This window comes from Nonomuraea sp. NPDC059007 (assembly GCF_042740555.1).
Classification (GTDB): Bacteria; Actinomycetota; Actinomycetes; order Streptosporangiales; family Streptosporangiaceae; genus Nonomuraea.
Genome location: NZ_JBHYJD010000003.1, coordinates 19,341 through 40,814 on the forward strand (window position 1 = coordinate 19,341; position 21,474 = coordinate 40,814).

Here is a 21,474-nt window from a genome sequence, read left to right on the forward strand (position 1 = left end):
CGCGATGGAGTCACCGTGGTGGGCGGACGACGAGCGGCTGCTGGCCGCGCTCGGCCAGGCCAAGCGGGCGGCCGAAGAGGTGCCGCCGGAGTTCGTGAGCGCGGCCAAGGTCGCGTTCGTGTGGCGTGACGTCGAGGCCGAACTGGCCGGGCTGGTCTACGACTCGGCGCTGGACCGGGAGCTCGTGGCGGTCACCAGGGGCGGGCAGCGGGTACTGATCTTCCGCACCGCCAAGGACACGATCGAGGCCGAGGTGGGACCCGAGACGCTGCTCGGGCAGTTGCTCCCACCCCGGCCCGGTACGGCCGAGCGCCAGCTCGCGACCGGGGAGGCCGAGACCACCCCGATCGACGAGGCCGGCTGCTTCGTCTTCCCCTCAGCGCCGTCCGGCACCTTCCGGATCCGCTGCCGCTCGCAGGAGGGCGTCGTGCGGACCCCGTGGGTGACCGGCGCGCCACGCTGAGGTCACGACCAGCCGTTGCTGGGCGCGGTCTGCCAGCGGTGCCAGAGCGCGGAGTCGGTGCCCTTGATGAAGACCTCCAGCCGCCCGTCGTGGTTGGTGGTCGCGATCGGGCCTTCGAGCATCTCGCCGCCGAGCCCGGACCAGCCGGACCAGCCGCCGCCGGGCGAGACCTGCCAGATGTGGTAGACGGTGTTGTCCAGGCCGCGGACGAACACCTCCAGCCTGCCGTCGCCGTTGCGGGCCACGGAGGGCTCGTCGATCCAGCCGCCGAGCGAGGCCCACCCGGACCAGCCGCCGCCGGGGGTGACCTGCCAGATGTGGTGCAGGGCCGAGTCGGAGCCCCGGACGAACACCTCCAGCCGGCCGTCGGGGTTGACGGCGACCTCGGGGTCCTCGATCCAGCCGCCGAGCCCGTGCCAGCCGGACCAGCCGCCGTTCGGGACCGTCTGCCAGTTGTGGTAGAGCCCGCCGTCGGTCCCCCGGCCGAAGATCTCCAGCCGCCCGTCGTGGTTGCGCCCGACCGCGATCCGCCCCTGCAGGACCCCGCCCAGGCTCGACCAGCCGCTCCATCCGCCGCCGGGACTCGTCTGCCAGTTGTGGTGCACGGCGTTGTCGGTGCCGCGGACGAAGACCTCCAGGCGGCCGTCGGCGTTCGTGCCCGCGGCCGTGGCGAAGACGACGCCCTGCAGCGACGACCACTGCGGGCGGGCGCCGTAGATGGAACGGATGCCCTGAATGTCGTCGTCGCTGAGCTCGCGGCGTACGCCCTGGTAGGACGGGAACATGACGGCGTTGTTGTCGGCCGAGTGGGCCAGGCCCAGCCCGTGGCCGATCTCGTGCAGCGCAACCGTGTACAGGTCGAACCCGCTCGGCGGTACGTTGACCGACCAGGTCTCGTCCTCGTCGAAGTGGCAGTCCCCGGCGATGTCGCCGCCGTTGGGCGGCGGGTAGAAGCAGTGCGCGAGCACACTGCCCTGGCCGTCGAAGGGGAAGCCGTCACCGTGGTCGCGGGCCGCCCAGGCGATCCGGATCTGGCCGTTGTTCCCGACCTCGGTGAAGGTGAGGTTCGTGACCGCCGCCCACCGGTCGAAGGCCGCCCGCAGCGCCGCGCGCTGGTCGGCTTCCGACACGTCCGGGCTGAAGGGCGGGGTGAAGCTGTAGGTGACCTCGTTCGTCGGCCACCGGTTGCCCTGCGCGACGAACTGGCCCGCCGACGGCTGGTCGGGGAAGCCGCAGCGCGGGGTGCGCATCATCGTCAGCGTTTCCTCGTTCAGCGCGCCGGTCGGCTCGATGCCGTGCTGGCGCTGGTACTCCGAGAGCGCCAGCTCCATCCGGTCGTCGAACAGCGTCAGGTCCTCCGGGGCGAAGACGACGGCCGGGCGGAACAGGGCGTTGCCGGTGCGCAGGCCCGGGTTGGGGAAGTAGCCGAAGCGCTTGAGGAACATGTAGAGCTGCCGCACGTCGGGACCGGAGTCGCCGTGCTTGAGAGGGATCATGAAGATCGCCTTCCTGCGTGGGAACGTTCCGTTCACCCCTACGGAGGCGGGCGAACCCCTCGTGATACATCCGGTCAGCCGAGAATCCAGCCGGTGACGGTCTTCCTGCCGCCCGCCGTACGGCAGAGCAGATAGAACGGGAAGCGAGGCAGCGGCCGGATCGTGAAGCGGCCCTTCTCGCCCGGCGTGGCCGGGTGGGACGGCGGGCACGGGCCGCGCGCCTCCACCTCGGCAGGCTGGGCGGGCCCTGCGGCATGCCCGCTCCCCTCCAGGATGCGGCGGAGCCTGGCCAGGCACCGGCCGCGGCTCGGGCCGATCCCGCCGACCGGCATGCCGAGCCGCTCGCCGATCAGGGCGTACGGCAGCGGATCCGGGCCGAGGCACAACGTCAGCAGGTCGCGGCAGCGCGGCGGGAGCTGGGCGAACGCCCGGCGCAGGAGCAGGTCGCGCTCGGCCTTCTCCAGCTCTTCGGCGATCAGGTCCGGCCCGGTCTCCGGCTCGAAGTCCAGCGGCCGCTCCACGCCGCCGCGCCGCTGGACCTCCCGCGCCCTGCGCAGGCACTCCCGGTGGGCGGTCCTGGCCAGCCAGCCGGGAAGGGCGGCCGGTTCGCGCAGGGCGTCCAGGTTCTCGACCAGGCGCAGCCACACCGTCTGCGCCGCGTCGTCGGAGTCGGGCCGCACCAGGCGGAAGCGGCGGCACATCGACCACACCAGCGGGGAGTAACGCTCGACGATCTCGTCCCAGGCGGCCTGGTCGCCCTTTCTCGCCCGCGTGACCAGGGCCACGACCTCCGGGTCGTCCCTCATCGGCTCAGGTCTGGCCTGGCGGATGGATGTCGTGGACCGCCGGGCGGTGAAGCAGGTACTCCTTGGCCTCCCTGGCGCTGGATCCGCGCCGGTGGGCCAGGCCCGCGATGGCGCCGCTCACCGCCGCCGCGGCGAACGAGGTCCCGCTCCAGGTGGCGGCGCCGGAGTAGAAGGCCTCCTCGCCCTTGGGCAGGCTCACCCTGCCCTCCAGGTAGGTCGAGGTGACCCCGGCCCCCGGGGCGTGCAGGGCCACCCACGGCGCCTTCGGGCTGAACTCCGCCTCCGCCCCCACCGCCACCACACCCTCGCAGGCGGCGGGGAACGCCTTCGCGTGCCGCCGCCCGCCCGGCTCGGCCCCGTGGTTGCCCGCCGCGGCGACCAGCACGGCCTGCTCCCTGAGGCGGGCCACCGCGCGCCCGATGACCAGCGGGGGCTCGTCGTCGGCGGTGAAGCAGGCGAAGGACAGCTGCAGCAGGTCCACCTCCTCGGCGACGAAGCTCACCATGCGGGTGGCGACGTCCCAGGAGTCGGCGCAGACGGCGTCCTCGTCGAGTGCGGCCCGCACGACCAGCTCGGCGTCGGGGGCGTGGGCGGCGATGATCCCGGCGACGAACGTGGCGTGTCCCGCCAGCATCGGTGTGGGCGCCTCGCGCACCCGTGGCAGCAGGGCCGCCGAGTCCGCCATGAACCGGCCCGCGAGCTGGTCGTGCGGCCAGATCGGGGTGTCCAGGATGCCGACGCGCAGCCTTGGGTGATCGGTCAGGCTCCTGGGCGCCAGCCGTACGCCGCCCGGGACGTTGCGCGGGGCGCCCGCGGACGCGAGTCCTTCGACGTTCTCCACCAGCCGGTGCTTGCCGATCACGAACTCCGGGCGTTCCTCCCGCAGCGCGCGCAGCAGGAGATCCAGATCCTCCACCGGTGTCTTCGTGCCCCGCGGCACCAGGTCCCGCCGCTCGCGTAACGTCCTTGCCACCGCCGGCAGCCCGGTGACCTCGATCCGCGCCAGCCCGAGCAGGGCGCTGCCCGCCTCGTCGTCCCGCCGCACCCACGCGGGGCCGTCGATGTCCGCCCATGTGTCGATCAGGTGCGTGACCGCTCTGAGGTGCACCAGGTCGACGACGAGCTCGTCGTCGTAGTACTGCTCCACGCCGGTGTCGGTGATCCGGCCGCTCATGTGACCCTCCGGGGTGCGAGTTACGTGCCACCTGTACGGAGGGCGCTGAGCGCCGGCTGATACAAACCGCCGGGGTGGGGTGCCGTGAGGGGTGGGCGCGGCACCCCCCGGGTCAGGACTTGGTGATGCGGACGCTGTCCAGGCCGGCCTCCAGGAGGCTGGCGGTGGCGGCGTCGTTGGCCTGGACCTCCAGCTGGACTGTCTGGCCGGCGAAGGCGGTCAGGTCGGCACTGGCCTGCTGCCACGCCCCCGCCACCTGGGATGCCGCGCCCAGGCGCTCGTAGACGGTGGTGCCGCCCACGCGTACGCGCAGGTAGTCGGCGGAGGAGGAGTTGTTGAGGTGGGACAGGTAGGCGGAGAAGGTGAGGGTCAGCCGGGTGGCGGCGGGCAGGGTGATCTGCGGGGAGCGCACGGTGGTCAGGCCGCCGTCGACGTCGTTGGCGCCCGCCTGGCTGCCGGCGGTGCGGCCGGTGACCAGGGAGTTGGCGCCTCCGGCGGCGTTGCCGGGCTGGATGGTGGCGCCGGAGTACGTGGTGGGCTCGGGGTCGCCGCGCTCCCACCGTCCGGAGGTCGCCGTGTCGGACGCGCCGGGGGTCGTCCAGCCCTTGTCCGTCTCGAAGTCGTCCTCGTAGACCGTCTCGCCGCCGCCGGTGTCTCCGGGCGGGAAGCGGACGACGCGGTCGTCCTGGGGTGCGGGGGTGCCGCGGCCGTCGCGGTTGCCGGTCAGGATCCAGAGGTGGCCGTCGGGTGCCACCGCGGCGTGGCGGAGCCTGCCGTACGTGCCCCGCAGGACGTTGTCGGGTGTGCCGCCCGGGAGAGGGACACGCCAGAGGCGGGTGCCGCGCAGCGCGGCGGCGAACAGGGTGTCGCCGATGATGGCGGCGCCGCTCGGCGAGGCCTCCGCCGTGGTCCAGGTGACGAGGGGGTCGCGGTAGCGGGGCGCGCCGCCGTTGCCCTCGACGACCGGCCAGCCGTAGTTGCCGCCGGCGACGATCTGGTTGACCTCGTCCCAGGTGTTCTGGCCGAACTCGGTGGCGTACATCTGGCCGGCCGCGGTCCAGGCGAAGCCCTGCACGTTGCGGTGGCCGAGGGTGTAGACGAGTGAGCCGGCGTACGGGTTGTCCGGGGGGACGGTGCCGTCGGGGCGCATGCGCAGGATCTTGCCGGCGAGGCTCTGGAGGTTCTGGCTGTTGCCGGTCTGGTTGGCGTCGCCGGTGCTGGCGTAGAGCATGCCGTCGGGGCCGAAGTGGATGCGGCCGCCGTTGTGGATGCCGGACTTGGGGATGCCGCCGCGGATCAGGGTGGGCGTGCCGGGAGCGGACAGGGTGAAGCGGACGATCCGGTTGTCGGAGGCGGCGGTGTGGTAGGCGTAGACGTAACGGTCCTGGGCGTAGGTCGGGGATACGGCGATGCCGAGCAACCCGCCTTCGCCGGAGGCCGAGACGCCGGGGACGCGGGCCACCTCGACGGGGACGGCGCCGGGGCGTACCTGGACGATTCTGGCGCTGTTGCGTTCTGAGACCAGCGCGCTCCCGTCCGGCAGGAAGGCGAGGCCCCAGGGAATCTGCAGGCCGCTCGCCACTACTTCCGGACGGGTGAAGTCGATGTCGGCCGGCTGTGCGTGGGCCGGGGCGTGGAAAGCCGTCGCGATGAGGGTGGTCGCGATCAGCGTGCGAATAAGCACCATAACGCCGACATGACAAAAGCCAATAAACGCTGTCAAGGCCCGAAACCCCCGGCTTTCAGCCGAAAACCCAACCGTATATACGCCACATATCCGACTATCAGGCGATATTTCTGGTCGCTCCGAGTTTTTCAGGGTTTCAGCGTTAGCCACCGCCCCACCAGACCCGACCACACCACCTTCCACCGCCCAAGATTCCCACCTCACCGCCACACCTAACAAAACGCCATGCCGCACAACCCGCTCCCGATCCATCCTCGGCTCCACCCGGGTCGGCCGAACGGCCGGGTGATCTCCGTCATCCGGCCGATACGCCGGGAAATCGGCGGCCACTAGCGTCGCTGCACATGCCGATGATCCACACCTCTTTTCCCACCTCCCCGGGCCCGCGGGCCGGGCGCCGGTGGGCGGGCCGCGTGGTGGCGGCCGGGCTCGGGGTGGCGCTGCTGCCCGCGCTCGCCCTGCCGGCCGCCGCCACGACAACCACCGACCAGGCCGCCGCTGTCACGACAACCGCCGACCAGGCCGTTGCCTGGGGTGCCTGCAAGGACAGGCAGCTCAAGCGGGCGGGCGCCCAGTGCGCCAAGGTGCGCGTGCCTCTCGACTACGACGATCCGGCGGGCCGTACCATCGAGATCGCGGTTTCGCGCGTCAAGGCCACGGGCGATCGGCGCGGCATCCTGCTGGCCAACCCGGGCGGGCCCGGCGGCGTGGGGCTGGGGTTCGCGGCGCATCTGCGGGCCACGTTGAAGGGCGTCGCCGGCCGGTACGATCTGATCGGGTTCGACCCGCGCTTCCTCGGCGAGAGCACCCCGATCACCTGCGGCAAGACCGCCCCCAAGCCCGAACCGCCACGCACCACCTCTCCCCGGAGGGAGTTCGAGGAGTCGCTGCGCGCGGCCCGCGACACCGCGCGCCGCTGTCTGGACAAGGGCGGCAACAGGGAACTCCTGCCCCACGCCACCACGAACAACGTCGCCAGGGACATGGACACCATTCGGGCCGCCCTCGGCGAGCGGAAGCTGTCCTTCTTCGGCGTCTCCTACGGCGCCGACCTGGGCGCGGTCTTCACCCAGCTGTTCCCCGGCCGGGTGGACCGCATGGTCATCGACTCCTCCAGCGACCCGAGGGCCACGCAGTACGAGCTGTTCCGGCAGTCGGGCGGACCGCTGGAGCGGGCCCTGGACCAGTGGGCCCGCTGGGCCGCCGCCCGGCACGACCGCTACCGGCTGGGCCGTACCGGAGCGGCGGTACGGGCGGCGGTGCGGCGGCTGGTCGAGCGGGCCGAGCGCAGGCCGCCGGTGGTGGACGGCGTACGGCTGGACGCGGCCGTCCTGCGCCTGCTGCTGAGACAGCTCGTCCAGCACCGGGAGCAGGACGAGGCGCTGGCCGGGGTGGTGCGCGACCTGGTGAACCGGCCGGTCAGGCCGGGACCCCACCTGCGGGCGATGCTGGACCTGCTCCGCTCGCCCGACCTGGCCGGCAGCATGCTGGGCGCCACGTTCTTCATGTGCGGCGACGCCGGCTGGCCCGCGGGCGGGTGGCCGGACGATCCGGAGACGTACTGGCGGAACATGCGGCAGAGCCGGGCCGCGCAGCCGGTGTTCGGGCCGCTGGTCAACGGGATGATGGCGCCGTGCGCGTACTGGGAGGTGGGTTCGCGCGAACCGGTCACCGCGATCGGCAACGCCGTACCCGTGCTGATGCTGCAGGCCAGGTCGGACAACCTCGGCGGTGCGCTCGTCCTGCACCGGCGGCTGCGCGGATCGCGGCTGCTGACGGCCGAGATCCGCGCGCACGGCGTGTACGGGCGCGGCGCCGACGGCGGCAGTCCGCTGCCCTGCGCGGACCGCGCCGTCAACGCCTACCTCGGGGGTGGCGAGCTCCCCGGCAAGGACTTCACCTGCCGCCCGTGAGGCGGGCCTGTGAGGCCTGCGTCCCGGGTCCGGCCTGCCAGCCCGCGACCACGGCCGCCCTGCCGGACAACGCCCGGGTGAGGGGCACGCTGACCGTCGTGCTCCCCTTTCCTGACACGGTGACCACGTGGCCGCCCGCCGTACCCTTGGCGTCGCGCACGAACAGGTGCGCCTTGCCCGCGGCGCCCGTGACCAGCGTGACCTTGACCGAGTCCCCGCGAACGACGGCCGAGACGACCCGCCCGAAGGCCGCGCGCGCGACGGGCGGGCCGCCCGCGAGCGGCAGGCCCAGCCGTACGGCCTGCTCCAGCGACTCCGGCGAGTCCAGGCTGGACAGCCCGGTGTCCGGGATCACCGGGTCGGGCGGCGTGGTGGGCCGGCCGGCCGGAGGCTGGTAGCCGGGCATGGTGGCCAGGCCCCACCGGTACGGGTCCCCCTGTACGCCGCCCCATGTGGACCAGCCGATCCGGGTCTGCCCGGTCTTGTCCTGGGTGTCGGAGTCGTAGAAGAGGATGTTCACCCCGAGCCGGGCGGGGTCGACGGCGCCGGGCACCTGCTCCAGCGGAATGGCCAGCTCCACCGTGTAGCCGCCGTCCCCGGTCTTGGCGGCCACCGGCAGGTTCACCGGCCCCTGCCGGTTGTCGGCGTCGCGCAGCACGCACGGCGGCCCTTCCGCGGTCACCGGCAGCACCGCCGCCTTGAAGGTGGTGGAGGTGTTCTCCGAGACGCCGCGCGGGTCGAGCGTCACCTCCAGCGCGTCGGTACGCCAGTGCCGCTTGCAGTCGGCGGCCGGCAGCTTGGTGCCCACCACGTCGTCCTTGATCCGGGCCAGCACGTAAAGGGTGTCGTCACGCCAGGCGAGCTTGGCCGTGCCCGAGCAGTCGGCCGGGGAGGCGCAGGCGCTGCCCTCCCAGAGCCGGGAGATGTCGAGCGCGGGCCCGGGGTACTCGCCGTCCGCCTCGGCCCCGTCCACGGTGGGCGCGGCGGCCGGGATCACGGTCGCCGGGACGAGCTCCAGCGCGGGCTTGCTCACGCTGGAGCCCTCCCCGCTGGTGGCGGTGATCGTGTAGGCGTAGTCGCCGCCCTCGTTGGAGGTCTTCAGCGAGGGGTCGGAGTTGGTGACGGTGAACGGCACGGTGACCGACGCGCCCGGCGCCAGCCCGCTGTAGGGGGCCTCCACGCGGTCGGCGGTGAACCCGTCCGGCAGCTCCACCTTCACGCTGCCCGACTGCGCGGTGCCGGAGACGTTCGTGACGACGACGCCGACCTGCCGCGAGCCGCCGGAGCCCAGCGTGAGCACGGGGGTGACCAGGCCGCGCAGCTGCGGGGCGAGCTCGCCGGCCCACGTCTCGTACTGGCCGACCTGGGGGAGCAACTGCTGCGTCGCGCGTACGGCCACGCCGACCTCGACCTGCCGATCGGTGTACCCGCTCCCCCGCTCGGTGGCCAGGGTGGCGGCCAGCCGTACCCGCTGGCCGGTGGCGGCGCCCTGCGGCGGCGTCACCGTGAAGACGGCGGCGCCCGCGCGCCCCGCGGACAGCCTGCCGAGCTCACCCGAGCCGCTGACCTGCCACCCGGCGGGCACGCGCAGCGTCACCGACGAGCGGCCGAGCGCCGCCCGGCCCCGTACGGCGGCGCGCACGGTGAACGCCTTGCCCGGCCGCACGTCGAAGGCGCTCGGGGTGAGCGTGAACTCGGTGCCGAGCGGCACCGTCCCCGGCGCCCTGACCAGCGCGCCGTCGAGGATCGCGGTCGGCGCGGCGGCGGCCTGGCCACCCGGAGCCGGGAACGGCGCCCGCGCGTCCACCTGCGTGAACAGGTCGCAGCCGAGCTTGGCCGGATCCGTGGGCACGTCGGGGAACCCGGCCCAGCCCTGTGAGGCGTAGACGCGCTGGGCGTCGCGCTCGATCGCCGCCCACGTGCGTCCCTGGGCGGACGAGGCGCGCCCGCTCCACACGCCGTAGACGTTGCGCACCGGGTCGGTGACGGCCGAGCAGCCGGGGCCGGCCGGCGCGGTGATGCCGCGCGCGCCGCCGAGCAGCAGGCGGGCGGGCGCGAACGGCCGCAGGCCCTCTTCTCTCAGCTGCTCGGGGAAGGCCTTGGGGTCGGCGGCGGCGTAGAACGCCTCGACGGCCAGCCTGGCGGCCTGCTGGTGGTTGCCGTGGTTGCCGGGCGACGGGGCGGGGTCCATGGTGAGCAGCACTTCCGGCCGGGTCTGCCGGACGATCCGCACGACCTTGGCCAGCGTGTCGCCGCCCCAGATGCGGTCGGTGAGCGGGGCGCTGACGGTGTAGTAGAAGTCGACGTCGTCGAGGTTGAACACGTCGGTGACGCCCGCCTTGGCGACCGCCCGGCGCTCCTCCCCCTCGCGCAGCAGGCCGAGCGCGGGCCCTTCCTCGGGCCCGACGGCGTTGCCGCCGCCCTCGCCGCGGGTGACGGTCACGACGCCGGTGCGCACGCCGTGGTCTTCCTTCCACTGGCCGAGCGTGGACAGGCTGAAGGCCTCGTCGTCGGGGTGCGCGCCGACGAAGAGCACGCCCAGGTCCTTCGCCGGCTCAGCCTGAGCGGGTACGGCGGGCGTCAGGAGGAGGAGCGTGGCGATTAAGGGTGTCAGCATGGAACCTCCGGAGGGGCTATTCGCGGACCGCCCCCTGGAGCAGCCCGCGGATGAAGTGGCGCTGGAGGAACAGGTAGAAGATCACGACCGGCGTCGCGACGATCACGGACCCGGCGGCGAGCAGGGCGAAGTCGGAGGTGTACTGGCCCTGGAAGAAGGCCAGTCCGAGCGGGGCGGTGCGCAGCCCCTCGCTGGTCACCATGATCAGCGGGATGAGGAACTCGTTCCACGTCCACATGAAGACCAGCAGGATCAGGGTGACGATCGCGGGCCTGGCCGGGGGCACGAGCACCTGCCAGAGCGTCCGCCAGACCGAGGCCCCGTCGATGCGGGCGGCCTCGACGATGGCGCGGCTGGAGGAGCGGAAGTAGGCCCGCATCCAGAAGGTGCCGAACGCGACCGACAGCGCCACCTGCGGCAGCGCCACCGACCAGAACGTGTCGGTCAGCCCGAGCGTGCGCAGGTCGAAGTAGAGGGGTACGGCGATGGCCTCGCTCGGCATCATGATCCCGAGCAGGAACAGGTAGAACAGGATGTTCTGCCCGCGAAAGCGCATGGTGCCGAAGGCGTACCCGCTCATGATCGACAGGGTGACGCTGACGACCACGACGAACGCCGACACCCCGAGGCTGGTGCGCAGGTAGGTGTGGAAGTGCCCGGTCTCCCAGGCCTGCGCGAACCCCTCGACGCCGCCGCCGGCCGCCGCCTGGAGGATGGTGAGGATGGGGAAGAGCGCGAACATCGCGAACACCGACAGGATCGCGTAGTTGCCCAGTCGCTCGGCGCGGGAGATCACGGGACGCTCCTGTCGGCGAAGCGGTTGATCACGAAGGAGACCGCGAAGATGAAAAGGGTCAGCGTGACCCCGATCGCCGCCGCCGAGCCGACCTGGCCGAGCTCGAAGGCGCGGTGGTAGACCTCGTAGGACGGCACCGAGGTGGAGTTGCCCGGCCCGCCCCCGGTGGTGATGTAGACCAGGTCGAACGTGCGCAGCGCGGCGATCACGGTCAGCGTGAGCGCGACCGCGATCTCGCCGCGCACCGAGGGCAGCGTGACCGCGAAGAACTCGCGCACCGCGCCCGCGCCGTCCAGCCGCGCGGCCTCGTACAGCTCCAGCGGGATCTTGCTCATCCCGGCCAGCATCAGCACGGTCACCAGCCCGGTCTCGAACCAGGTGCCGACCACGCCGACGGCCGGCAGCGCGAAGGCGTAGTCGCCCAGCCAGCCGCGCGCCAGCCCGCCGAGGCCGACCGCTTCGAGCAGGGCGTTGAGCGAGCCGTCGGAGGAGTAGACCTGCCGCCAGGCGACGGCCACCACGACCATGGCCACGACCTGGGGCAGGAACACCACCGTCCGGAAGAACCCCAGCCCGCGCACCTTGGCGTGGTTGAGTATCGCCGCCAGCATCAGCCCGATCGCCAGCGGCAGCACGGCGTAGAAGAACATGAGCACCAGGGCGTGCCCGAAGGCGTCGCGCAGTTCCCCGTCGGCGATGATCGCCGCGTAGTTGTCCAGTCCCGCCCACGTGCCGAGCGTCAGCCCGTCCCAGTCGTAGAGCGACAGCTGCACCGCCCGGCCGATCGGGTAGAGCAGGAAGGCCGCGTAGACGGCGAAGGCCGGCAGCAGGAACAGGTAGGCGACGCGCCGGGGCTCGCCTGGCGGGCGGGTCATCCGTTGCTGTCCACGAACTTCTTGTAGTCCTTCTCCAGCGTGGCCAGGAACTCCTCCGGCGTCGCCTTCTTGGCCATGAGGTCCTGCAGCGCCGCGCCGAGCGTGTCGGCGAAGGTCGGGGTGGCGTAGTCGAGGTACGGCAGCAGCCCGTCCTGCTTGGTGATGGCGGCGAAGGCGGTGAACATGTCCTTGGTCGGGCCCTCCTCCACCGTCTGCTGGTCGGTGTCGGCCACCGGCAGCAGGCCGTTCTGCGTGAGCACCTTCATCGCGTCGGCGTTGGTGATGAAGTCGAGGTAGGCCGCCGCGGCGTCGGGGTTGGGGCTCTTGGCGGTGACGGCGAACGGCAGGCCGGTGCCGCCGGTGGCGGCGGGCGTGCCGGGCGGCAGGGAGAAGCCCAGGTCCTTGCCCATGCTCTTGCCGAGCTCGCCGATCAGCCAGCTACCGCCGATGTAGAAGACGCCCTTGCCCTTGCCGAACGCCTGCCAGGAGGCGTCGTAGCCGAGGCCGTTGACGTCCTTGTTGAGGTAGCCCTTGTCCATCCAGTCGACGAGCTGCTGGGCGGCCTTGGTGTTCTCCGGCGTGGACCAGGTGGCTCCCTTGCGGCCGAAGCCGAGCGTGGCGATCTGCTCCTTGGGCACGAACTGGCCCTGGACGGTGCCGAAGACGTGCACGGCGGGCCACTTGTCGAGGTTGCCGAGCATCAGCGGCTGCTCGCCGGCCTGCTTGGCCTTCTCCAGCGCGGCCTGGAAGTCCGCCCAGGTCGTGGGCGGCTGGAGGCCGAGCTTGGTCAGCTTGGTGCGGTTGTAGAGGAGGCCGACGACCTCGCCGGCCTGGGGCATGCCGTACACGCTGCCCTGTCCGAAGTCCTTGCCGTCGGGGGTGTAGCTGACGTACTGCAGGACGGACTGAGGGTAGCGTTTCTTCCAGCCGTACGCGTCGGCGTAGGCGTCGAGCGGGCGGAGCTGGCCGGCCTTGACGAAGGCGCCCATCTGGGGGCGGCCGTTGTTGGCCTGGACCACGTCCGGCGGCTCGTTTCCGCTCAGGGCCAGGCGCAGCGTGGTGTTGAGGTCGTCGAAGGAGCGCGAGACCCGCTTGATCGTGATGTTGGGGTACTTGGCCTGGAACGCGGTGTTGAGCGCGGTCATCTGGGCGTTCTGCGCGCCGCGTACCTCCTGGTCCCAGACGGTCAGCGTCACCTTGCCGAGCGCGGCGGCGTCGGTGCGGACCGCGGCCGGGCTCGACGCGGCCGGCGACGATGCGGCCGGCGGCGCCGAGGACCCGGGGGCGCAGGCGGCCGCGGCGAGCGCCACGGCACCGGCGGCCAGCGCGGCGCGCGTGGAGGCGTTCATGGGTTACTCCTTCTGGGCAGGCGGCTGGGGAGCCATCCCCAAATCGGCGTAGCGGGCGATGGTCGCGGCCGCCCTGCGGACAGCGCCCACCGGTACCGCGGGGACCAGGGTGTCGAGGAAGGCGTAGCGCCGCGCCAGCGACTCGCCGTAGGCGCCGGTGTGCCCGGCGGAGGCCCGCACCTCGTGCCACCAGTCGGCGATGTCGCCCCAGCCCGGCGCGGCCAGCGACCCGCCGAACTGCTGTACGGCCAGCGCCGCGCAGAGCCCGGCGAACGACAGCCGGTCGGTCAGCGGCCACTCGCACAGCGTGCCGAGCACGAACGCGGCGCCGAAGACGTCGCCGGCGCCGGTGGGGTCGAGCGCGTTCACCCGCGGCGAGGGGACGAACGCCTCCTCGCCGGTGGTGGAGTCGATCGCCATGGCGCCGTTGGCGCCGTCGGTGACCACGGCGAGGGGTACCCGGTCGGCGATGGAGTAGAGCGCGTCGCGCGGGGTGTCCATGCCGGTGTAGGCCATGGCCTCGACGGCGTTGGGCATGAAGGCGTGGCAGACGGCGAGCTGGTCGAGCACCGCCTGCGACCAGGCGCCCGAGGGGTCCCAGCCGACGTCGGCGAAGACCAGCGCGCCGTCGCGGTAGGCGAGGTCGGCCCAGTTGCGGTCGCCTTCGGAACCGCCGAGCGGCTCGTCCGGGGAGAGCGTGACGATGACGGCGCGGGTGCGCGGCGGCTTGCCGATCATCTCCGAGGCCGCCATGGGCGAGGGATGGCCGTGGGTGACCATGCTGCGGTCGCGGTCGACGGCCATGGAGACGGTGACGGGCGAGTGCCAGTGCTCGAAGCGGCGCGACCTCGACAGGTCGACGCTCTCCTGTTCCTCCAGGGTCCGCCAGCAGAAGTCGCCGTAGTCGTCGTCGCCGAACGCGGCGGCCAGCGAGGTGCGCAGGCCCAGGCGGCTGGTGGCGATGGCGAGGTTGGCGATGCCGCCGGGGCAGGAGCCCATCCCCTCGGCCCAGACCTCGCTTCCGGCGGTGGGCATGGCGGGCAGGCCGGTGAAGACGATGTCCAGGAAGACCATGCCTGCCAGGAAGACGTCGAACTGGGGGCCCTCGGAGCTTCGCCGCTGGGCGAGAGGGTCGTACACGATAGCCGGTCCTCCTCGACAGATCGAAGATGTGCGCAATCTTGCACGTTTGCTCGCTCATAGCAAGGGCCATTGGTAAATCGTGCTCACTGATGCGCGAAAATGACTGATACGATCCGTACGTGCTTCAGCGCCTCCGGCATGAGGAGATCATGCGCCGCGTCCGGTTGTCCGGCGCCACGAGCGTGCACGACCTGGCCAGGCAGCTCGGTGTGAGTCCGTCCACCATCCGGCGCGACCTGGAGGTCCTCGACCGCGACGGCACGCTCAAGCGGGTGCGCGGGGGCGCGCTGCCCAGCGTCGACGCCGACACCGACATGCCGTTCGCGCAGGTCGCCGCCATCCACGAGGGCGACAAGGAGGCGGTCGCGGTGTGCGCGGGGCGGCTCGTGCGCGAGGGCGACGTGGTCCTGCTCGACATCGGCACCACCACGATGCGCCTGGCCAGGCAGTTGCGCGGGCGCCGGGTCACCGTGGTCACCTCCAGCCTGGCCGTGCTCGACGTGCTGCGCGCCGATCCCGAGGTGGAGCTGCTGGTGCTCGGGGGGATGGTGCGCCGGCCGTACCACTCGCTGGTGGGGGTGCTCACGGAGGAGGCGCTGCGGCAGGTGGTCGCCGACCGGGTCTTCCTCAGCGCGAGCGGCGTGCGGCGCGACGGGCAGGTCGTCGACACGACGCTCGCCGAGGTCCCGCTGAAGCGCGCCATGATCGCGGCGGCGGGGCAGGTGGTGCTGCTGGCCGACCGGCACAAGTTTCCCGGCACCGGCGCGTTGCGGGTGTGCGGGCCAGAGGATCTCGACGTCGTCGTCACGAACGACGGCGCGGACGACAGCACGCTGCGCGCCTGCGCGGCGGCCGGCGCGGAGGTGGTGCTCGCATGAAACTGGCCGTTCTCGGCGGCGGGGGCTTCAGGGTCCCTCTCGTGTACGGCGCGCTCCTGCGTGACCAGGCGAAGCCGCGCGTGGAGGAGGTGGTGCTCCACGACGTGTCCGAACGGCGGCTGGCGGCCATCGAGAACGTGCTCGGCCAGCTGGCCGAGGGGCACGAGCGCCCACCGCGGGTGCGCACCACCACCGACCTGGACACCGCGCTGGCCGACGCCGACTTCGTCTTCTCCGCCATCCGCGTGGGCGGGCTGGCGGGGCGCACGGCCGACGAGCGGGTGGCGCTGGAGTTCGGCCTGCTCGGGCAGGAGACCACCGGGCCGGGCGGCATCTCGTTCGGGCTGCGTACGATCCCGGTGGCGGTCCGCGTGGCCGAGCGGGTGGCGGCGGTGGCGCCGCGCGCCTGGGTCATCAACTTCACGAACCCGGCCGGGATGATCACCGAGGCCATGCGCGGCGTGCTCGGCGACCGGGTCGTCGGCATCTGCGACTCGCCGATCGGGCTGATCAGGCGGACCGCGGCGGCGCTCGGCCTGGACTCCGCGCGCGTCTCCCCCGACTACGTGGGGCTCAACCACCTCGGCTGGCTACGCGGGCTGGTCCACGAGGGCCGCGACGTGCTGCCCGGCCTGCTCGCCGACGACGCGGCGCTGCGGCAGGTGGAGGAGGCGCGGATCTTCGGCGGCGACTGGGTGCGCACGCTCGGCGCGCTGCCCAACGAGTACCTGTACTACTACTACTTCAACCGCGAATCCGTGGCCGCGGCCCGGGCCGCCGAGCACACCCGGGGCGAGTCGCTGGTCCTGCAGCAGGACCGCTTCTACACCGCCGTGCGCGAGCGGCCCGGTGACGCGCTGAGCGAGTGGACCAGGACACGCCGGGAGCGCGACGCCAGCTACATGGCCGACACCCGCGACCTCACCGGCGCCGGTGAGCGTGAGGCCGCCGACCTCCAGGCGGGCGGGTACGAGGGGATCGCGCTGGCGCTCATGGCGGCGATCGCGCGGGGCGAGCCGTCCACGATGATCCTCAACGTGCGCAACGGCAGCGCGGTACCCGGGCTGCCGGCGGAGGCCGTGGTGGAGATCCCGTGCGCGGTGAGCGGCGCGGGCGTACAGCCGCTGGCCACGCGGCCCTTGCCCGGCCGGTTCCTGGGCCTGATGCAGCAGGTCAAGGCGGTGGAGCAGGCGGCCATCGAGGCGGCGCTCACCGGTTCTTCCGCGCTGGCGGTCGAGGCGCTGGCGCTGCATCCGCTGGTCGACTCGGTGGACGTGGCCCGGCGGCTGCTCGACGCGTACCGGGCGCGTATCCCGGAGCTGGCAGCCGTCCTTCCCCGCTGAAAAGCCTCTTGCGCGGGTACCCGCTCGGTGTCTACTGTAAAGCTCAGTATCCGGCGGACACAAAGTCTCCGGAGGAGAGATTACTGAGATAGGGGACACTCATGTCGCTCTTCGTCAACCTGCACGTCAAGGACCTCGCCGCCAGCCTCGGATTCTTCGAGAAGCTCGGCTACAGCGTCGACGAGCAGCTGACCAACGACGACGCCGGCTGCGTGAACCTGGGCGAGGGCGTCTCCCTCCTCCTGGTCACGGAGCCGTTCTTCACCTCCATCACCGGCAAGGCGATCCCGGACACCGGCGCGAGCACCGAGGTGGCGCTGGCGCTGCAGGTGGAGGGCGGGCGCGCCAAGGTGGACGAGATGCTCACGACCGCGCTGGCCAACGGGGCGAGCGAGACGGGCGAGCCCGAGGACAACGAGTACATGTACAGCCGCAGCTTCCGGGACCTCGACGGTCACCTCTGGAGTGTTCTCGTCATGGCCTGACGTGTCTTGTGTAAACAGAGATATCCTCAAGACACACCACGTGGTGGATCCGAGGAGGAGCGCATGGCGGCAGGAAACAAGATCGAAGAACTCCTGTGGGAACAGCCCGCGCCCGCACGGCCCTCGCTCAGCCTCCCCAACATCGCCCAGGCGGCCATCGCGATCGCCGACGCCGACGGCATCGAGGCGGTCTCGATGCAGCGGGTGGCGGGCGACCTCGGGTTCACCAAGATGTCGCTCTACCGGTACGTCTCCAGCAAGGCCGACCTCGTCGCCGTGATGATCGAGCGGGCGGTGGGCGATCCGCCCGATCTGTCGGGCATCGAGGGAGGCTGGCGGCCCAAGCTGGAGGAACTGGCCCGGCTCGTGGCGGCGGTCTGGGCCCGGCACCCGTGGCTGCCGTGGGCCACGCTGGGCGACCGGATGATGGGGCCGCGCGAGATCGGCTGGACCGAGGCGGCCGTCGGCGCCCTGAACGGGACCGGCCTGACCGGCGGCGAGCGCATGGACGCCGCACTGCTGATCTTCGGCCACCTGCGCAACACGCAGTCGCTCGCGACGGCGGGCACCCAGCCGTGGGCCGAGGACCGCCAGGCCAGCCCCGCTTTGGCCCAGATCCTGGACCGGCACGCCAGCCGCTTCCCCGCCCTGGTCGAGGCGCTGGCCGACGTGGGCGACGCGCCGCGCGACTCGGGCCGCTCCTTCGGCCTGACCTGCGTCCTGGACGGCCTCGCCGCCCGCATCACCACCCCCCGCCCCTGACCACCCCCACGCCTGACCACCCCCAACCTCCGACCGCCCCACCCCGACCCCGCGCTCACGCCGGCAGCGCCCGGGCCCTTCGACCCCGAGGAGGCCCCAGGCCCCTGGAGGCCGCCCCTTTCGCCGCGCCGCCGGAGTGCCCTGCTGCCGTGAAGTCCAGGTCTCCGAGCAGGGAGGTGCCGCCGGGCACGCTGGTCAGGGTGGGGTGGTGAGGCGGCGGGCGTAGGACTGCATGGGGCGTTCGAGGTAGCGGTAGGTCAGCCAGCTCGCGGGCAGCATCAGCAGCAGGCACAACAGGCTGATCCCGATCTGCAGGGGGGCGGGCGCCCAGCGCAGGTCGCCGGTTATCGCGATCACCCCCGTCAGGATCGGCAGGTGCAGCAGGTAGAGCGAGTAACTGATCACCCCGAGCCACACCAGCGGCGCCGGCACCCGGCGGGTACGCAGGAGCATGCCACCGGCGAACGTGGCCGCCGCCAGCACGATCGTGGTGATCCACACCGGCGGCCGCACCCACCACCACCCGGCGTCCAGCGCCCACACCGGGGTCAGCGCCACGAGGATCGCGGTCACGGCCACCGGCCACAACCGCCCGTTCCCGCGCTCCCATCGATGGACGGCGGTCCCGGCGAACATCACCGACAGGATCGCCGCCCCGAACCACGGCGTGGGGCTGGCGGTCAGCAGCAGGGTGAGGGCCATGACGCCGAGGGCGACGGCGGCGGCCGTACGGAAATATCCGGTGATGACGCAGGTCAGGCCCAGCCCGAAGACGGCCAGTGACGCCCAGGACAGCCACGCGCCCGTCAGGGGCGCGTTGCTCAGCGCGAGCCCGGCGGCCATGGCGGCGGCGGCGAAGGCGACCGACAGCGCGCTGCGGCCCACCCGCACGCCCGCCACGAACAGCGCGGCGACCAGTAGGTAGAAGACCATCTCGTAGGAGAGGGTCCACATGGTGTTGACCACGCCTCCGGCGCCGACCACGTCGAGGAGCATGGTGGCGTGCGAGGCCAGCGCCGAGGCGTCGCGGGGCACCTCCCTGCGCACCGGCAGCCAGAACGACAACGCCAGCACCACCGCGATCACCAGGAGGTAGAGCGGGTAGAGGCGGAAGAAGCGGCTGATCCAGAACGCGCGTACGTCGCCTTTGCGTTCCAGGGACACCGGGATGATGTAGCCGCTGACCAGGAAGAAGACGAGCACGCCGTACATGCCGAGATTGAAGGAGGTGGGGCGCAGCCACGGCATCGCCCAGGTCAGCAGGTGCTCGCCCACGACGGCGAGCGCGCCGAGGCCGCGCAGGGCGTCGAGCCAGGCCAGCCGCGCGGGCGTCCCGGCGGCGACGGCGGGTACGGGCGGGGCGGCGGCGACGTCGTCGGGACGGGCAGCAGGCATATATCCCAACGTACCGAAGTGTCGGGAAAATCACCTTCAGTCCTGGATCAAGGTTCCTGCGGAGAGAAGTAGCTTAGTCTTACCTAACTTGCGAAGCGGAGCACTCGATGTTTCGCCGTGCGGCCGTACGCGTCGCCGCGCCGTTCCATGAAGCACAAGGATCATCCAGTACGTCGTCTACGCGGTGGAACGCGACAAGGCGACCATGCTGACCGCCTACGTCAACGGCAGCCTGTCGGCCGGGGCCGCACCTGACGCTGTCGGCGCTGGTCGGCGCGCTGCTGCTGGTGCTGGCCGACCTCCCCGCCCAGCAGTCGCCCCTGCCCGTCAACCTGCCGGTCGGCGTGTACACCCTGGCCGCGCGCGGCCTCACCGTCTCCTACGGCGGCGACCCCGTCGTACGCGATGTCAGCCTGGACATCCCGCACGGCGGTTTCACCATGGTCATCGGCCCGAACGGCTGCGGCAAGTCCACCCTCGTCAAAGCCCTGGCCAGGGTCCTGAAGCCGGCCGAGGGCACGATCACACTGCACGGCCGCGACCTGTGGTCCTACCGGGGCAGGGAGGCCGCCAGGCACGTGGCGCTGCTGCCGCAGAACCCCGTCGCCCCCGACGGCATCACCGTCGGCGGCCTGGTACGGCGCGGCCGGTACCCCCACCACACGCTGCTGCGCCAGTGGTCGCCCGGCGACGACGCCGCGATCGGCTTCGCCCTGGAGCGCACCGGCCTGCGCGAGCTGACCGGCGCGCAGGCCGGCCGGTTGTCCGGCGGCCAGCGCCAGCGCGCGTGGATCGCCATGGTCCTGGCCCAGCAGACGGACCTGCTGCTGCTCGACGAGCCGACGACGTTCCTGGACATCTCCCACCAGTACGACCTGCTGGAGCTCTGCCGCGAGCTGCACCAGGAGGGCCGGACCATCGTGGCCGTCCTGCACGACCTCAACCAGGCGGCCCGCTTCGCCACCCACCTCGTCGTCATGGACGCGGGCCGGGTGGTCGCCGAGGGCCCGCCGGCAGAGGTGCTCACGCCGGAGCTGGTCAAGCGGGTGTTCGGGCTCGACTGCGACATCGTGGCCGACCCGCGCAGGGCCACGCCGATGGTGATCCCGCACTGACCGGCACTTGCGCGGGGCGCGCCCGGCCTGCCATCCTGGCCCACATGATCGTCATCAGAAAGGGCGTGCGCGCCCTCGCTCCGTGAGTGAGCAGCGGCGGCCGGTGGCCGCCGACATCCACGATGAATGGCTGGGCTGGGCACTGTCCACGCGGCCCGCCGACCGGCCCGCCGCGCAGGCGGCCATCACCTCCCTGTACGAACGGCTCGGCCGTCCCGCGCCCGCGTTCGTCTGGACCGACTCCCCCGCCGCCGCGCTGAACCACGTGCCACGCGGCATGCCCGTCCAGGCCTTCGGCCGGCTGAACACGGCCGCCGAACTGTCCGTCGCGCAACGCCTCGCGACCCTCGTCTCCACCCTGCGCCACGCCCTCGACCAGCACGTCGGCCATGTCTGGGACCCCGGCTGGCCGTCGCGCGGCCCCGACCCGCTCGACGCCGTCGTCCGCGATCCCCTGCGCGAGACCGTCCGCGACGGCGTGTGCACTCCCCTCCGCCTCGCGCTCCCCCTCGCCGACCGCCTCACCTGGTACGGCCAGCACGACGCCTGCTGGATCGCCCACTACGACGCCTGGCGGCGCGTGGGCGGCCTCCGCTACGGCGCCCTGACCGCCCAGCTCGAGCCGTGGGCCGAGCTGGCCCGGTCCTGCGGCTGGTGGTGGCCGCTCGAGGACCGGTGCGTGATCGCCGAGCGCCCGCTGTCGATCCGCCTGCGCGAGGGCCGCCTGCACGGCGACGACGGCCCGGCCGTCACCTTCCCCGACGGCTGGTCCGTGCACGCGCTCAACGGCTTCGTCGTGCCCGAGTGGGTCATCACGGGGCCCACGCCCGGCAAGATCGCCGCGGAGCCGAACGTGGAGGTCCGGCGGCTGGCCATCGAACGCCTCGGGTGGGGCCGCTACATCGAGGAGGCCGGGCTGAGCCTGGTCGCCTCGGCCCCCGACCCCGGCAACCCGGGCTTCGGCCTGGAGCTGTACGACCTGCCGCCGACCGCCCTCGGCCGCCGCCCGAGGGTCCTGCTGGCCGTCAACGGCTCGGAGGAACGCGACGGGCGGCGGCGCCGCTACGGCCTCGGCGTCCCGCACTTCATCGACGACCCCGTGGCGGCGGCCGCCTGGACCTACGGCCTGTCCGCCCATCACTACACCCAGCTGGCCCGGCGCACATGAAAGGAGAAC

Annotated in this window: 18 protein-coding genes and 1 pseudogene; 8 read left to right on the forward strand and 11 right to left on the reverse strand. The window is 72.4% G+C overall.

The window, feature by feature from the left end; genetic code table 11:
* The first annotated feature begins 4 nt into the window (after positions 1-4).
* Positions 5-463: a hypothetical protein gene (locus ACFWY5_RS05405; RefSeq protein ID WP_379630614.1), complete on the forward strand. Its 459-nt coding sequence runs from the start codon at positions 5-7 to the stop codon at positions 461-463.
* A gap of 2 nt (positions 464-465) precedes the next feature.
* Here ACFWY5_RS05405 and ACFWY5_RS05410 read toward each other — a convergent pair whose 3' ends face one another.
* The 5 genes and pseudogenes from ACFWY5_RS05410 to ACFWY5_RS05430 all read right to left on the reverse strand — a co-directional run bounded on the left by ACFWY5_RS05410 (position 466) and on the right by ACFWY5_RS05430 (position 5,626).
* Positions 466-1,716 (reverse strand): matrixin family metalloprotease, encoded by a 1,251-nt coding sequence (locus tag ACFWY5_RS05410; protein ID WP_379612989.1) that lies wholly within the window; start codon positions 1,714-1,716, stop codon positions 466-468.
* Positions 1,717-1,722: 6 nt separating this feature from the next.
* Positions 1,723-1,959 (reverse strand): annotated as a pseudogene (locus ACFWY5_RS05415) (peptidoglycan-binding domain-containing protein); the annotation flags it as partial.
* Positions 1,960-2,033: 74 nt separating this feature from the next.
* Positions 2,034-2,765 carry an RNA polymerase sigma factor gene (locus ACFWY5_RS05420; protein WP_379630615.1) on the reverse strand — a complete coding sequence of 244 codons (732 nt, stop codon included), beginning with the start codon at positions 2,763-2,765 and terminating at the stop codon, positions 2,034-2,036.
* Positions 2,766-2,769: 4 nt separating this feature from the next.
* A complete protein-coding gene (locus ACFWY5_RS05425; RefSeq protein ID WP_379630616.1) occupies positions 2,770-3,939 on the reverse strand; it encodes a S8 family serine peptidase in 1,170 nt (389 codons plus the stop codon).
* 112 nt (positions 3,940-4,051) lie between these two features.
* Positions 4,052-5,626, reverse strand: a complete 1,575-nt coding sequence (locus ACFWY5_RS05430; RefSeq protein ID WP_379630617.1) for a PQQ-dependent sugar dehydrogenase — start codon at positions 5,624-5,626, stop codon at positions 4,052-4,054.
* Between the two features lie 344 nt (positions 5,627-5,970).
* On the opposite strand from ACFWY5_RS05430, the gene ACFWY5_RS05435 reads away from it, so the two are divergent.
* Positions 5,971-7,539, forward strand: coding sequence for an alpha/beta hydrolase (locus tag ACFWY5_RS05435; RefSeq protein ID WP_379630618.1), 1,569 nt, complete (start codon positions 5,971-5,973; stop codon positions 7,537-7,539).
* Here ACFWY5_RS05435 and ACFWY5_RS05440 read toward each other — a convergent pair.
* The 5 genes from ACFWY5_RS05440 to ACFWY5_RS05460 are packed head-to-tail and all read right to left on the reverse strand — an operon-like array spanning position 7,523 to position 14,316.
* Entirely contained in the window at positions 7,523-10,156 is a 2,634-nt protein-coding gene (locus ACFWY5_RS05440; RefSeq protein ID WP_379630619.1) for a sugar-binding protein, read from the reverse strand. The genes ACFWY5_RS05435 and ACFWY5_RS05440 overlap by 17 nt on opposite strands.
* Before the next feature lie 16 nt (positions 10,157-10,172).
* Positions 10,173-10,952, reverse strand: a complete 780-nt coding sequence (locus ACFWY5_RS05445) for a carbohydrate ABC transporter permease (protein ID WP_379612829.1) — start codon at positions 10,950-10,952, stop codon at positions 10,173-10,175.
* A complete protein-coding gene (locus tag ACFWY5_RS05450; protein ID WP_379612830.1) occupies positions 10,949-11,827 on the reverse strand; it encodes a carbohydrate ABC transporter permease in 879 nt (292 codons plus the stop codon). Before ACFWY5_RS05450 ends, ACFWY5_RS05445 begins: the two co-directional genes overlap by 4 nt.
* Entirely contained in the window at positions 11,824-13,176 is a 1,353-nt protein-coding gene (locus ACFWY5_RS05455; RefSeq protein ID WP_379630620.1) for an ABC transporter substrate-binding protein, read from the reverse strand. The genes ACFWY5_RS05450 and ACFWY5_RS05455 overlap by 4 nt, the downstream gene beginning before the upstream one ends.
* A gap of 3 nt (positions 13,177-13,179) precedes the next feature.
* Complete coding sequence (locus ACFWY5_RS05460) at positions 13,180-14,316, reverse strand: PfkB family carbohydrate kinase (RefSeq protein ID WP_379612832.1); 1,137 nt, start codon at positions 14,314-14,316, stop codon at positions 13,180-13,182.
* Positions 14,317-14,438: 122 nt separating this feature from the next.
* On the opposite strand from ACFWY5_RS05460, the gene ACFWY5_RS05465 reads away from it, so the two are divergent.
* The 4 genes from ACFWY5_RS05465 (at position 14,439) to ACFWY5_RS05480 (ending at position 17,787) form a co-directional block, all read left to right on the forward strand.
* Positions 14,439-15,197: a DeoR/GlpR family DNA-binding transcription regulator gene (locus tag ACFWY5_RS05465; RefSeq protein WP_379612833.1), complete on the forward strand. Its 759-nt coding sequence runs from the start codon at positions 14,439-14,441 to the stop codon at positions 15,195-15,197.
* Positions 15,194-16,540, forward strand: a complete 1,347-nt coding sequence (locus ACFWY5_RS05470; protein WP_379612834.1) for a 6-phospho-beta-glucosidase — start codon at positions 15,194-15,196, stop codon at positions 16,538-16,540. The genes ACFWY5_RS05465 and ACFWY5_RS05470 overlap by 4 nt, the downstream gene beginning before the upstream one ends.
* A gap of 101 nt (positions 16,541-16,641) precedes the next feature.
* Complete coding sequence (locus ACFWY5_RS05475) at positions 16,642-17,025, forward strand: VOC family protein (RefSeq protein WP_379612835.1); 384 nt, start codon at positions 16,642-16,644, stop codon at positions 17,023-17,025.
* Positions 17,026-17,088: 63 nt separating this feature from the next.
* A complete protein-coding gene (locus ACFWY5_RS05480) occupies positions 17,089-17,787 on the forward strand; it encodes a TetR/AcrR family transcriptional regulator (RefSeq protein WP_379612836.1) in 699 nt (232 codons plus the stop codon).
* A 195-nt stretch (positions 17,788-17,982) separates the two neighbouring features.
* On the opposite strand, the gene ACFWY5_RS05485 is transcribed toward ACFWY5_RS05480, so the two are convergent.
* Entirely contained in the window at positions 17,983-19,182 is a 1,200-nt protein-coding gene (locus ACFWY5_RS05485; protein ID WP_379630621.1) for an acyltransferase family protein, read from the reverse strand.
* 344 nt (positions 19,183-19,526) lie between these two features.
* On the opposite strand from ACFWY5_RS05485, the gene ACFWY5_RS05490 reads away from it, so the two are divergent.
* Both ACFWY5_RS05490 and ACFWY5_RS05495 read left to right on the forward strand, forming a co-directional pair.
* Positions 19,527-20,297 carry an ABC transporter ATP-binding protein gene (locus ACFWY5_RS05490; RefSeq protein WP_379630814.1) on the forward strand — a complete coding sequence of 257 codons (771 nt, stop codon included), beginning with the start codon at positions 19,527-19,529 and terminating at the stop codon, positions 20,295-20,297.
* 82 nt (positions 20,298-20,379) lie between these two features.
* Positions 20,380-21,465 (forward strand): DUF6745 domain-containing protein, encoded by a 1,086-nt coding sequence (locus ACFWY5_RS05495; RefSeq protein WP_379630622.1) that lies wholly within the window; start codon positions 20,380-20,382, stop codon positions 21,463-21,465.
* The last annotated feature ends 9 nt before the right edge of the window (positions 21,466-21,474 follow it).